Source organism: Robertmurraya korlensis NBRC 107688, assembly GCF_001591645.1.
GTDB lineage: Bacteria > Bacillota > Bacilli > Bacillales > Cytobacillaceae > Robertmurraya_A.
The window spans coordinates 40,870-53,575 of record NZ_BCVH01000026.1; the positions used below are offsets into that span (position 1 = coordinate 40,870).

Consider the following 12,706-nt stretch of genomic DNA (forward strand, 5'->3'; position numbering starts at 1 on the left):
ACCATTAAATAAAAAGTCTTCATGAAAAAAAATTAAAATAATTGAAATAAAAATGAAACATTCCAGCTACTTAATTCGTCTATATAGTATAAACCAATTGTAATGAAAAACGGACAAAAACACAAAAAAGCAGAGGGCAGCCCCCCTGCATACTGAAAATTAGTTCAGAATTTTAATTTTAACGGTTCTACGACCCCAACGATAGGCATCTGACTTAGAAGCAAAGAAGACATCAATTTTATTTCCCTTGATTGCCGTTCCTTTATCGGCTGCAACAGCATAGCCGTAGCCTTCTACATACACCTTAGTCCCTAGCGGAATCACACTTGGGTCGACTGCAATAACTTTCGCACCTGGATTAGCATGAAGATTCAATCCTGTTGCTGTAGTACCAGAGCAACCATTACAACTAGCCGTATAAGCAGTAGAGGTGACAAAAAACTCTTTGCTTACGCTATCATTCCCACGTGACACTGTTTGGGCACTTACCTTTGTGCCTACAGCTACAACCTTATCCTGCTTCTCTTTAACCTGTGTTTCTTTTAGAAGTGTTCTAGAGACTTCCTTGCCATTCTCTAATACAACCTCAAACTCCTTTTTCTTGAGTCCTTCTTGACCCGGAGTTACTACCTTTTCTGTACCTTTTGAGAGATTACTATCATTCTTTGTAACAACTGCATAATGAATCGGTTCTTCCACTACATCGGTGACTTTTTCAACTCTAACGATGCTTATAACAGCATCCTTCTCAATAACTGAGTCTTTTTCTGGCTCTACACGGTCTAGTTCTCCTAGAGTGATTCCTTGTTGTAGTAAAAAGTCAGCGACCGTAGTCGAAGTAGTAGTCCATGCTTCTTCCTCTGTACCACCATTATTTAGTTTAAACGGAAACGCAATGTTTACTTTAATGTTCATATTCTTCTTAATTGCAGTGTCTAAATCAGGTGTAACCTTATCGTGCTCATTAAGTACAATTTCTTGTTCCTTTAAAAACTCCTCTACAGTATCAGCTGTAGACCAAACTGCTTTTTTCTCGGTGTCTTTTACCATTTGGACCTGTTTGGCAGGTTTATAAACAACTTCTAAGTTGTCTTTGACCTTTGTGTTTGCCGAGGGAAACACATAGTCTTCTGAACGAAGAGCGATGTCTAGTTCGTCGAAAATATCTTCAATTGTAGCTGCATGTGTCTTGATGATACGTTCTTGGCCATCTAATGTCATAGCAACAGTTTCCTTCGTGGTTTCATAAACGGTAAACCCAGTAGCTGTTGTGAAAACTATGAAACTAGCAGAGATAATGGCCCACTTCTTTGTCCTAAAAGACCTAGAAAACAGGTTTTTCATGTTTTGGATCACGATGAAAAACGCCTCCTTTTCTCTCGGAGTGATTATATAAAGTATCTTAGCGCCTGTCAACCCTCAGGATTTTCCTCTGAACGTATTCCCTATTATGACTAATAGATTTCAAAAAAGAAAGAGAGAGTTGTCGACACGGTTATCCTATGAGAGAAAGGAGACATGTAGAACTTTTTAGAAAAAGAAAAGAATTGGACAAGCTTTTATTTTATTCGACAGGTTTCTTTATCATTTTATGCCGAATAATATTTTTGCATTTTCTGTAGTCGCTTGTGAAACTTCTTCGTATGAAATTCCCTTTAATTCAGCAATTTGCTCTGCTACTAGCTTCACATAGCTCGGTTCGTTTCTTTTTCCTCTATAGGGATGTGGAGCAAGATACGGGCAATCGGTTTCGATTAGAAGCTTATGTAAGGGAATCTCTTGTGCCACTTCTTTTGGTTTCTTTGCATTTTTGAATGTAACGGGTCCGCCAAGAGATATATAGAAGTTCATTTCCACACATTCCTTAGCAACCTCCACACTCCCGCTAAAACAATGCATAATGCCACCTACTTCAGCAGCATTTTCCTCTTTTAGGATCGTTACAATATCCGCTGTTGCTTCTCGATTATGAATAACAATTGGCAGTTTTAGTTTTTTAGCTAATTGTATTTGCCTTCTAAAGACCTCTTGTTGAACATTCTTTGGTGACTTATCCCAATAATAATCCAGTCCCATCTCACCAATAGCTACCACCTTGGGATGTTTGGCAAGCTCTTCTATCCAACCCAAGTCTTCATCACGCATGTCAATTGCATCCACTGGATGCCAGCCGATACTAGCATACATAAAATCATATTCCTCAATTAGCTCCATTGCTCTGGTAATGGTTGGTCGATCAAAACCTACAACAACCATATTTTGGACACCTTCTGTTCTAGCTCGGTCAATCACTTCATTTAAATCCTCTGAAAACTGTTCTGCATTTAAGTGTACATGGGTATCGAATAACATTAATTTCCTCCAATATTATATTTTTGTTACATATATGTTATTTGCTTCTCAACTGTTAAATCTAGAATCTTGACCATTTATTGCCTGAATTTAACAAACAGATAAGAAAAACATAGGAATGAGACAAGTGTAATGTTACACGTGAAACATTTCTATGTTTTATCTAAGTATGACTTTATTCCTTATTTCACTTTTGCTCCTAATGGAAGAGAGTCACTTACTGTAGCTAATGACATGATTCCATCCTTCTGACCTGCAAGAATCATTCCTTGAGATAATTCTCCGCGTAATTTTACAGGCTTTAAATTCGTTACACAAATCACCCTTTGTCCTACTAAATCATCAGGTTTATAAAATTGTGCAATACCTGAAACCACCTGTCTACGCTCATAGCCAAGATCTAACTGAAGCTTTAATAGCTTATCTGCTTTTTTAATGGGCTCAGCTTCTACTACTTGAGCTACACGCAAGTCGACTTTCATAAAATCATCGATAGTGATTTCTTCAACTTCTGGTATTTCCTCTGCTTTTGTTTCTTCTACAACTGGTTTTACGGTCGGTTGCATTTTTTCTTTAATAAATGAAACCTCTTCTTGAATATCAAGTCGCGGGAAGATAGGCTCACCTTTCTCCACCTTTGTACCTTCTGGAATCATTCCAAATCTCTCGAGGCTTTCCCAAGACTGAAGGCTATTTTCTACAATAGAAAGCTGCTTAAATATATCTTTTGGTGTCTTTGTAAGGAATGGCTGAAGCATGACAGCTACTCTTCTAAGCGATTCAGCTAGATGAACCATTACACTTGCTAATTCTTCGGTTTTCTCTTCATCCTTTGCTAAAGCCCAAGGTGCCGTTTCATCAATAAATTTATTTGTTCGGCTAACCAGCTGCCAAAGGGCTGTAAGTGCAACAGAGAACTCCATATTGTCCATTGCTTCTTCATATCTTTCCACAGTATCTTCATTGACCTGAAGAAGCTGTGCTTCAAACTCGCCGTTTGAGCCTTGGTACATCGGAATGATTCCATCAAAATATTTATTAATCATAGCAACGGTACGATTCAATAGGTTTCCTAAATCATTGGCTAAATCAAAGTTAATTCTTTCTACAAACCCTTCTGGTGTAAATACTCCATCTGCTCCAAATGGAACTTCTCTTAATAAGTAGTAACGAAGGGCGTCAAGTCCGTAACGATCAATCAAGGTTACTGGATCTACCACATTCCCCTTAGACTTAGACATCTTTCCGTCTTTCATTAAAAGCCAGCCGTGAGCAAATACTTTTTTAGGAAGTGGGAGATCTAAAGCCATAAGCATAATTGGCCAATAGATGGTATGGAAACGCACAATCTCCTTACCAACTAAATGTACATCTGCTGGCCAATAAGTTTCATACTTAGAAGCATTTTCTGTGCCATAACCTAATGCTGTAATATAGTTTGATAATGCATCGATCCATACATAGATAACATGCTTGGGATTTCCCGGTACTTTAATGCCCCAGTTAAATGTCGTTCTTGATACAGCAAGATCCTCTAATCCAGGTTTAATAAAGTTATTAATCATTTCATTTTTGCGTGACTCTGGCTGAATAAAACCAGGATTCTCTTCATAATACTGCAATAACCGATCAGCATACTTACTTACTTTAAAGAAGTAGGATTCTTCTTTTACTTTTTCTACAGACCTACCACAGTCAGGGCAATTCCCTTCATTGAGTTGTCTTTCCGTAAAAAAGGATTCACAAGGGGTACAGTACATTCCTTCATATTGGTCAAGATAAATATCACCTTGCTCAAGAAGCTGTGAAAAAATTTTCTCTACTACCGTTTTATGTCTATCCTGTGTCGTTCGGATGAAATCATCATATGAAATATCAAGTTTTTTCCAAAGGTCTTGAATACCTGCTACTATATTGTCAACGTATGCTTGTGGAGTGACACCTGTTTCCTCAGCCTTTCGTTGAATTTTTTGGCCATGTTCATCCGTACCCGTTAAATACATGACATCAAACCCTCGTAACCTCTTATAACGAGCCATCGCATCGCCAGCTACTGTTGTATATGCATGTCCAATATGTAAGTTTCCACTAGGATAATAAATTGGTGTTGTTAAATAAAATGTCTTTCTTTTCTCACCCAAATCACTCACTCCTCATCCGATTATCATTACGAATCAAGTCCATCTTTATACTCGTCAGGATAGCCTCTTATCTCATCAAAATATACCTAATTATGATGAAATGTGCAATATAATCGACTATATAGCCCTTACCTATCTCCCCTATAATGAACACACACTCTTCAGTAGCAGCAATCCGTTGGTTATTGTCGAATAATGTAGTTGATTATAATAATTTGTCGACATTTGTTTTTCATCTTTTTTGTATAGAAAATACTAAATAAAAACAAATTACCCCTTAAAACACTGATATAACAACGTTTTATCACTACCTAAAATTTTCTAATTTTATCAGATATAAAGTTATTGACGTTTTTGGGAATGGCTGGTATTATAAAAACATAAAAGAAATTTGTCGAATAATGGCGAATAAGAGAGAGAAAAAATAAATAAATTGGACATTTGAGAGGGGCAAAAATTTATGAAATCTACTGGTATTGTTCGTAAGGTTGATGAGCTTGGTCGTGTAGTTATTCCTATCGAATTAAGACGTACACTTGGAATTGCGGAAAAAGATGCGTTAGAAATTTATGTTGATGATGAGCGTATCATTCTTAAAAAGTATAAGCCAAATATGACTTGCCAAGTAACTGGTGAAGTTTCTGATGATAATATCACACTAGCAGGTGGGAAGTTAATCCTTAGCCGCGAAGGTGCAGAGCAATTACTTCAAGAAATCCAAAACAACTTTCAAGTTTCTAAATAATATTTCTTCATAAAAAAGCTTCTCGGATAACCGAGAAGCTTTTTTATTCTTGAACATGATAAACCTGATATACTTCACGCTTTTGTAGATTTCGATCCTTTGCAACTTCCTTTATTGCTTCCTTAGATGAATGTCCTTTAACAGTAATATAATGATCGATATGTTGAGAAATAGATAAACTTTCCCACCAACTTTCTTCTTTTACTGCCTCTTCCTTACTTCCTTCTATTATCATACAAAATTCCCCACGTACTTCCCCATGGGTTGCCCATTGCACCAATTCGGATGTCGTTCCTCTAATAAACTCCTCGAACTTTTTAGTTAATTCTCGGCATAATGTCATTTGTCGATTTCCAAAGATCTCCTCGATCTGCTGAAGTGTTTCCTTCAAACGATGGGGTGACTCATAAAAGATCATCGTCTCTTTATGATTTTTTAGTGCTTCCAGTTCTTTCTTCCGATCCTTTTTCTGCCTTGATAAAAACCCATAAAAATAAAATGGCTGCGTACTAATACCTGATGCTATTAAAGAGGTAAGTGCTGCATTTGCCCCTGGTAACGGGACAACCGCAATTTCCTCATTTGTTGCTTCCACAACTAATTCATAACCTGGATCAGAAATCGTTGGCATTCCTGCATCACTGACAAGAGCAATCTTTGATCCTTCCTTTAGCTTTTCTATGATCTTTGCTCCACTTACCATCCGGTTATGTTCATGATAACTAACAATAGGTGTATCAATTTCAAAGTGATTACAAAGCTTTTTTGTATTTCGGGTATCTTCAGCTGCTATGTAATCTGCTTCTTTCATAATCCGTACGGCCCGAAAGCTCATATCCTCTAAATTTCCAATTGGAGTAGGAACCAAATAAAGGATTCCTTTATTTCCTTCATTTTCAAAGCTTTTTTGTTGCCACATGTAGATCACCAACTTCCGCATTTACTTCATTTTCACCGTACAATATTTCTTTTATTTCCTCAGTATATTCATTGTTATCACGATAAACAAATATAGGTGGAAGTACTTTTAAATCCGGACTACCATCTTTTATCGCCTCTATTAGTAATATATTAGCTTCCTTTCCTACCTTTGGATACACCATCTGTATCCGCTTAGGTTCTAAACGGTATTTTCTCATTAACGTTACGATATCTAACAGTCGCCCTGGTCTGTGCACGAATGCAACCTTACCACCTTGTCGGACAAGGTGACTAGATACAGAAATAGCATCTTCTAAGGTACATAATATTTCGTGTCGTGCTATCGCTAAATGCTCATTTGCATTTTTTTCTTCTTTCCCACCAGTTAGGAAATAAGGAGGGTTACATGTAACAGCATCAAATTTCCCATAGCCAAGATGTTTTGGCATATCCTTAATATCTCCATGAATCATTTCAATTTGCTGATCAAGCTGATTATATTGAATACTTCTAACTGCCATATCATACAGACGTTCCTGTATTTCTACTCCCGTTATTTTCCCCTTTGTTCTTGTACTTAAAAAAAGAGGGATCACTCCATTTCCACTACATAAATCGATGATATTTCCTTTTTGTATTGGCATATAAGCAAATCTAGCTAATAATACAGCATCTAGAGAGAATGAAAATACCGTTGGGCTTTGGATAATCCGTAAATTTTCAGCTAATAAATAATCCAAACGTTCATCGCCTTTTAACATATGGTCTTGTCCTCCTACCTGAATTCCTTTATTCTCTGAAAAAAAGGCCCCCTTGTCAAAGGAGACCTTCTTATTTTTTATTTAAAAAGGATAAGCAGAACAAACAGTCATCCTTTCTAGGACTACCGAAGTGAAGATTACAAATGTGAAATCCTTCTTGATAAAGGCGCGCAAGGTTATCATAGCCTTCTCCTATATCAATAATCTTTTCATTCTGCGTCTCTTCCGCCTTTTTACCTTTTTTGCTTTTACTTACTTTAGGTTGTTGTTGTCTCTCGATGGATGTTCGATCAAGGTGTCTCCTTAAGTGTTCATTTTCTAACTTTAAGGAGTTATTTTCTTCAAGCGTTTCAGCCAAATGTTTCTTTAACTCACCTAATTGCTTATATAGATGCCCAATTTGAGCTTCCATATTGCTTACTGAATCAAATATTTCTTTTTTATTCACACCTTCCACCTCATTAATCTGTGGATTGAATCTATACAGCGCCTTCCTTTAATATTTCATCGAGAGTATATTCGAGGACACGCTCATGATCAGCCAGTTCTACCTGGAGTACTCTTTCCAGTATATTTAACCCAACCACTCGACCAGGTCCTTGTGGTGTAGAAATAACTTGACCTAGGTCAGGCAATAACTCTTTTGCTGACTCATATTCATCATTTTCATATTTCAAGCAACACATAAGTCGCCCGCATAACCCTGAAATCTTCGTAGGATTCAATGAGAGATTTTGATCTTTTGCCATTTTTATAGACACCGGGTCAAAATCACCAAGAAAGCTGGAACAGCAAAGCATTCTACCACATGGACCAATTCCACCAAGCATTTTAGCTTCATCTCTAACACCAATTTGACGAAGTTCAATTCTTGTACGGAATATAGCCGCTAAATCCTTTACAAGCTCACGGAAATCAACTCGACCATCAGCTGTAAAATAAAAAATGACTTTATTTCGGTCAAATGTATATTCAACATCGACTAGTTTCATATCTAGTTGATGGGTTGATACTTTTTCACAGCAAACATCATATGCTTCCTTTGCTGCAAATCGATTTTCTTCAACAATTAGACGATCCTTTTGATCTGCAATTCTAAGGACTTTTTTAAGAGGCAACACCACATCATGCTCATCGACCTTTTTCGGTGCAATGACCACTTTGCCATACTCAACCCCTCTTACTGTTTCAACAATAACAAATTCATCCTTTTGAATTGAGAGCTCTCCGGGATCAAAATAATATATTTTACCCGCTTTTTTAAAGCGTACTCCAACTACATTATACAAATGAAGATCCCTCCTGCAATCGTAACACCAGCTCTTCCATTAGGAGCTGGGGATTCATATTGGCTTGCAACTTTCTTTTTGCTTCCAATATTAATGCCATCCCATCTGCAACTTGCCCTCCTGATATATGAAGCGCATACTGCTGTAGACGAACCTTTTCGCTGACGAAAACTACCTGGCTTGTTTTCTCAAGCTGTAAATATAGTAAATCTTTATATAATAGAAGAAGTAAGTCTAAACCTTGATCAAACTGTTCTTTTTCTTTAAAGTGTAAAAACCATTCCTCTTGGAGCATCACCAAAGCTTCGAGAGGGTTCTTTTTTAGCACTTCATATAATTTTAACACTATTTTTTGAGCTTGTGCAAACCAATCGTTATGACTTAGCTCCAAAGCCTCATCTAAATTATTGGTAAGTTGGGCAATTATAGGAGCTTTTGTCCTTTCTACCCCATGTTCATCCAATTTTTTTATCAATACAGCAGGAGAGAAAGGTTGGAATTTTATCATTTGGCAACGGGATAAAATAGTTGGAAGAATTTGTTGAGCTCCCTCTGTTAACAAAATAGCTGTTGTCTCTGAGTGAGGCTCTTCTAAAAACTTTAATAAACTATTTGCGGCATTCCCTGTCATTCTGTCAGCATGCACAATAATGTACATTTTTTTCTTTGATTCTACGCCCGTTTTTGAAAATTCCGCTTGTAACTCTTGAATTTGCTTTTTCTTTATCGATAGACCATCAGGCTCTACCAAATGGAGATCAGGATGATTCCCACTTGTAATCCTTCTACAATTACTGCATGAATCACATGGGATATAGTGATCAAGAGGACTGGAGCAGAAAAGACTTTTGGCTAATAAAAAACTAGCTTCTTTTTTCCCGATTCCTCTCATGCCTTCGAATAGATAGGCATGAGCTAACCTATCCTTTTTTATACTGTTCTTTAATAGCTTCCCAACCATTGGCTGCACCTGATCCATCTCATCCCAAGTCTTAAGCATCGTCTCACTCACTTACGTATATAAATTAATTAAAAGACCTTTAATTTCTCCAATTTTCCCTAGTAAATCAATAGAGTTTCCTTCTTTTTCAAGAATTCCCTCTGTTAAATCGACTAGCTTTTCATCAATTGTTTCTACGATTTTTAACGATCTGCCTTGTCCATACTGATTCCAGCTATGGGATTGCTTTAGATCCATACCAAAATCAACGGCTTCCTTCACAAACTTCTTGACCAATGTTTTATACTTTGAAAGGTCTTTGAATGTCCTAGACCTGGATAACCTTTCACCAGCACTTTCAATATCTTTCAAGAGACTTTGAAGTTGCCCCATTTGCATCTTTTGATCCTGTTTTTGAACTAGCTCATTAAATTTTAAACCAGTGTTCCCGGCTGTCTTCTGTTCAGACCGAATCTTATCTGTATTTAAACGAATATCTTGATTTATCTTCATTGGTGACCTCGCTATTAAAAGTGATGGAACTGCTCTACAGGTAATACAAAAACTGTAGCTCCTCCTACTTCTACTTCCACTGGAAATGGAACATAAGAGTCTGCATTCCCCCCCATTGGAGAAACAGGAGCCACCATCTGGTCTCTTGATTTACAATTATCTTTTATAATTTGCAAAGCTTTATCAACACGTATATCTTCCGTTCCAATCATAAAGGTAGTATTCCCCGATTTCAAGAATCCTCCTGTAGTTGCTAGTTTTGTTGCACGAAAATTATTATCAACTAAAGCATTGGATAACCGATTACTATCTTGGTCCTGAACGACTGCTAAAATTAATTTCATATCATCCACCCCTTAGCAATATTTCTGAATTATTATCTTTATTATAACAGGTAATCGCAGTTGTACCATGTACTAGCCTATATTCATAATAGGAAATTCAAGGATTGGTTTTAAAAAATAAATAAAGTGCCTTATCTAATAAGACACTTTCCTCACTTATGAGTGATTTATTACTTTTACTAATTTGCTTAAAGCAATCTGAAAGACATCTTCTAATGACTGAGACGCATCAATCATTACTATTCTATCCTTAAACCGCTCTAGAAGGAGATGATATCCTTCCCTCACCTTTTTGTGGAAGTGAAGTTCCTCCAAATCAAGTCGGTTTACTTCTCTCCCTTTATGCTGGCCAATTCGGTCTAAGCCAATTTCGGGATCTATATCAAAATAAAAAGTAATGTCTGGCATCATGCCTTCAATCGCAAAGTGATTAATGCTATACACTTCATCAATACCAAGCCCTCTTGCATACCCTTGATAGGCTAATGAACTATCTATAAATCGATCACATAAAACGATGGATCCCTCATGAAGATGTGGTACTACCTTTTCAACCAAATGCTGGCGCCTAGCTGCTGCATATAGTAAAGCTTCTGTTCTAGAATCCATAGCTGTGTTTTCTTTATCTAAAATTACTTCCCGAATTTGTTCAGCAATCGGTATGCCACCTGGTTCTCTTGTTATGATAACCTTTATCCCTTGTTCCTTTAGTTTAGTAGCTAACATCCCGATAATGGTCGTTTTTCCAGCACCCTCTGGACCCTCTATTGTTATAAATAAACCCTTACTCATAGTATCCTCCAACCAATTCACTTTTTTCTAATTATCAAATACTTTTATTTTCTGCAGCTTTATATTTTCTCCACCTTGGAATCTCGATCCAGCCTCTAATAAATGGTGAATTTGCTTAATATTATCGTTTCTTATTAATTCACCAGGCAATAATAACGGAATTCCAGGAGGATAAGGAATAATACTTTCAGCACACACTCGTCCCTTTGCCTCTGACAATGGTACAATCTCTACTGCCTTTTGCTGTTGTTCCTTATATGTCATTTCTAAAGTAGAAATACAAGTACCTTCGGTTAAACCTTGAGAACTGATAGAGATCCTTTCCTCTTCCTCAATTCCATCTTTTAAAGCATACACTACTTCCTCTATAGGATAAAAATCCCCACATTTTAAAAGTGGAAAAATAAAAAGAACATTAAACTCATCTGCTAGCTCCGTATAGATACCATATTCCTCTAATTTTGACTGCAATTCAAAACCTGTTATTGCTGTTTTGGATTGTATCGTAATTTTTAAAGGGTCTCCCTCATCTTTATAAGAAAGTAACTTAATAGAAGGAATCTTATTTAGCTTCTCCCTAAACTCAAAGATAAAGTGAAGAGTGTATTGGAGATCCTTTTCCTCATAGGTTGCAATATATTTTCTAGCAAGGTCAAGAGAAGCCATAATTGGATAAGATGGGCTACTAGATTGTAACATACGAAGATATATCTTTATTCGATCAAGATCAACCATTTCACTGTTGTAGTGTAAATAAGATCCCATGGTCATAGCTGGTAATGTCTTGTGTGCAGACTGTACCACCACATCAGCACCAAGCGCTGTTGCGCTCATAGGAAGTCCTTTCCTTCTGCTAAAATGTGCCCCATGTGCCTCATCCACTAATACAATTATCTTGTGTTCATGGCAATAAGAAATAATCTCCTTTAGGTTTGTTACCATTCCATAATAGTTGGGATAAGTTACAATTAGCGCTTTAACCCGAGGGTGTTTTTTCACTGCCTCTTGAATACTCTTAATGGTTATTCCACCAGCCACTTGCCAATCTGTATCAAACTCCGGTGCTATAAAAACTGGTTTTGCACCAACCAGGCTCAATCCATTCATGATGGACTTATGGCAATTCCTTTGGACAAGAACTTCTTCCCCTTCAGTTACGGTTGCAAGGATCATAGCCAAATTCCCAACTGTTGATCCATTCACAAGAAAAAAGCTTTTTTTTACTTGAAAATAATTAGCCAATAGAGCTTCTGCCTCTTGGATTGCCTCACTAGGGGAGTGCAAGTCATCCAATCCTGATAGTTCAGTTACATCCACATCTAGAATGCTTTGAAATAACGAGTGAGAATCCTTTAAAAATACCATTCCATTTTTATGTCCCGGGACATGAAAGGAAATGGATTTTTTATTTTTATGTTTTATTAGTGCGTCGTATAATGGGGTGTTTTTTTGGTTCATCTGACATCCCTCTTACCTATTCAATATTCATACTTGTCTATTTTAACAAACTAGTCCTTTTAATACTTATTTATTTTTAAAAAGTTAACAGTAGACATACAACGATTTACTTAAAACACATAAAATAGTATTCAAGCAATCTACCGAAGAGATTATTCGAAAAATTGTATACAAAAGAGTGATCTTGGAAATAATAGGTTGTATGGAGGTGGAGTTATTTTGGAACCGATAATAGCCACAAAACAGGTTGGGGAAATTTGTGTTGTTTGCGAGCAGTCAAAACCGAAGGGAATACATCTATACACTTCATTCATATGCATTGAATGTGAGCGAAGTTTAGTAACTACGCCAACAACGGATCCTAAATATAAATATTACATTTCAAAACTTAAAAAAATTAATAAACCCGAAATTTATTCATAATAAAGGAAAAACAAAAAAGCACTCATA

The 12,706-nt window shown here is 36.7% G+C and carries 14 protein-coding genes; 2 read left to right on the forward strand and 12 right to left on the reverse strand.

The window, feature by feature from the left end; translation table 11 throughout:
- Positions 1–159: 159 nt before the first annotated feature.
- The 3 genes from BKO01S_RS21195 to metG all read right to left on the reverse strand — a co-directional run bounded on the left by BKO01S_RS21195 (position 160) and on the right by metG (position 4,493).
- Positions 160–1,344 (reverse strand): resuscitation-promoting factor, encoded by a 1,185-nt coding sequence (locus BKO01S_RS21195; protein ID WP_066059323.1) that lies wholly within the window; start codon positions 1,342–1,344, stop codon positions 160–162.
- A gap of 240 nt (positions 1,345–1,584) precedes the next feature.
- Positions 1,585–2,352 (reverse strand): TatD family hydrolase, encoded by a 768-nt coding sequence (locus tag BKO01S_RS21200; RefSeq protein WP_066059277.1) that lies wholly within the window; start codon positions 2,350–2,352, stop codon positions 1,585–1,587.
- A 182-nt stretch (positions 2,353–2,534) separates the two neighbouring features.
- Entirely contained in the window at positions 2,535–4,493 is a 1,959-nt protein-coding gene (metG, locus tag BKO01S_RS21205; RefSeq protein WP_066059279.1) for a methionine--tRNA ligase, read from the reverse strand.
- Between the two features lie 460 nt (positions 4,494–4,953).
- Here metG and abrB point away from each other — a divergent pair, with 460 nt between their 5' ends.
- Positions 4,954–5,238 carry a transition state genes transcriptional regulator AbrB gene (gene abrB, locus BKO01S_RS21210; RefSeq protein WP_066059282.1) on the forward strand — a complete coding sequence of 95 codons (285 nt, stop codon included), beginning with the start codon at positions 4,954–4,956 and terminating at the stop codon, positions 5,236–5,238.
- A gap of 43 nt (positions 5,239–5,281) precedes the next feature.
- Here the strand turns inward: abrB and rsmI are convergent, their stop codons facing one another.
- The 9 genes from rsmI to BKO01S_RS21255 all read right to left on the reverse strand — a co-directional run bounded on the left by rsmI (position 5,282) and on the right by BKO01S_RS21255 (position 12,256).
- The gene (gene rsmI, locus BKO01S_RS21215) at positions 5,282–6,157 is read right to left on the reverse strand and encodes a 16S rRNA (cytidine(1402)-2'-O)-methyltransferase (protein WP_066059285.1); all 876 of its coding nucleotides are present in this window, start codon (positions 6,155–6,157) and stop codon (positions 5,282–5,284) included.
- Positions 6,135–6,920 carry a tRNA1(Val) (adenine(37)-N6)-methyltransferase gene (locus BKO01S_RS21220; protein ID WP_066059292.1) on the reverse strand — a complete coding sequence of 262 codons (786 nt, stop codon included), beginning with the start codon at positions 6,918–6,920 and terminating at the stop codon, positions 6,135–6,137. The genes rsmI and BKO01S_RS21220 overlap by 23 nt, the downstream gene beginning before the upstream one ends.
- A gap of 70 nt (positions 6,921–6,990) precedes the next feature.
- Complete coding sequence (yabA, locus tag BKO01S_RS21225) at positions 6,991–7,368, reverse strand: DNA replication initiation control protein YabA (RefSeq protein WP_066059297.1); 378 nt, start codon at positions 7,366–7,368, stop codon at positions 6,991–6,993.
- A 31-nt stretch (positions 7,369–7,399) separates the two neighbouring features.
- Positions 7,400–8,209, reverse strand: a complete 810-nt coding sequence (locus BKO01S_RS21230) for a PSP1 domain-containing protein (RefSeq protein WP_066059301.1) — start codon at positions 8,207–8,209, stop codon at positions 7,400–7,402.
- The gene (gene holB / locus BKO01S_RS21235) at positions 8,202–9,209 is read right to left on the reverse strand and encodes a DNA polymerase III subunit delta' (protein WP_066059326.1); all 1,008 of its coding nucleotides are present in this window, start codon (positions 9,207–9,209) and stop codon (positions 8,202–8,204) included. Before holB ends, BKO01S_RS21230 begins: the two co-directional genes overlap by 8 nt.
- A 12-nt stretch (positions 9,210–9,221) precedes the next feature.
- Entirely contained in the window at positions 9,222–9,662 is a 441-nt protein-coding gene (locus tag BKO01S_RS21240; RefSeq protein ID WP_066059303.1) for a YaaR family protein, read from the reverse strand.
- A gap of 14 nt (positions 9,663–9,676) precedes the next feature.
- Positions 9,677–10,006, reverse strand: a complete 330-nt coding sequence (gene darA / locus BKO01S_RS21245; protein ID WP_066059305.1) for a cyclic di-AMP receptor DarA — start codon at positions 10,004–10,006, stop codon at positions 9,677–9,679.
- Between the two features lie 156 nt (positions 10,007–10,162).
- The gene (gene tmk / locus BKO01S_RS21250; protein ID WP_066059307.1) at positions 10,163–10,798 is read right to left on the reverse strand and encodes a dTMP kinase; all 636 of its coding nucleotides are present in this window, start codon (positions 10,796–10,798) and stop codon (positions 10,163–10,165) included.
- 27 nt (positions 10,799–10,825) lie between these two features.
- Positions 10,826–12,256 carry an aminotransferase class I/II-fold pyridoxal phosphate-dependent enzyme gene (locus BKO01S_RS21255; protein WP_066059309.1) on the reverse strand — a complete coding sequence of 477 codons (1,431 nt, stop codon included), beginning with the start codon at positions 12,254–12,256 and terminating at the stop codon, positions 10,826–10,828.
- A gap of 219 nt (positions 12,257–12,475) precedes the next feature.
- Here BKO01S_RS21255 and BKO01S_RS21260 point away from each other — a divergent pair, with 219 nt between their 5' ends.
- Positions 12,476–12,679, forward strand: coding sequence for a sigma factor G inhibitor Gin (locus tag BKO01S_RS21260; protein WP_066059314.1), 204 nt, complete (start codon positions 12,476–12,478; stop codon positions 12,677–12,679).
- The last annotated feature ends 27 nt before the right edge of the window (positions 12,680–12,706 follow it).

Coding starts and splice junctions, on each gene's coding strand:
- BKO01S_RS21195 (WP_066059323.1), bottom strand. CDS start 1,344: ATGAAAAACCTGTTTTCTAGGTCTTTTAGGACAAAGAAGTGGGCCATT.
- BKO01S_RS21200 (WP_066059277.1), bottom strand. CDS start 2,352: ATGTTATTCGATACCCATGTACACTTAAATGCAGAACAGTTTTCAGAG.
- abrB (WP_066059282.1), top strand. CDS start 4,954: ATGAAATCTACTGGTATTGTTCGTAAGGTTGATGAGCTTGGTCGTGTA.
- rsmI (WP_066059285.1), bottom strand. CDS start 6,157: ATGTGGCAACAAAAAAGCTTTGAAAATGAAGGAAATAAAGGAATCCTT.
- BKO01S_RS21220 (WP_066059292.1), bottom strand. CDS start 6,920: ATGTTAAAAGGCGATGAACGTTTGGATTATTTATTAGCTGAAAATTTA.
- holB (WP_066059326.1), bottom strand. CDS start 9,209: ATGCTTAAGACTTGGGATGAGATGGATCAGGTGCAGCCAATGGTTGGG.
- BKO01S_RS21240 (WP_066059303.1), bottom strand. CDS start 9,662: ATGAAGATAAATCAAGATATTCGTTTAAATACAGATAAGATTCGGTCT.
- darA (WP_066059305.1), bottom strand. CDS start 10,006: ATGAAATTAATTTTAGCAGTCGTTCAGGACCAAGATAGTAATCGGTTA.
- tmk (WP_066059307.1), bottom strand. CDS start 10,798: ATGAGTAAGGGTTTATTTATAACAATAGAGGGTCCAGAGGGTGCTGGA.
- BKO01S_RS21255 (WP_066059309.1), bottom strand. CDS start 12,256: ATGAACCAAAAAAACACCCCATTATACGACGCACTAATAAAACATAAA.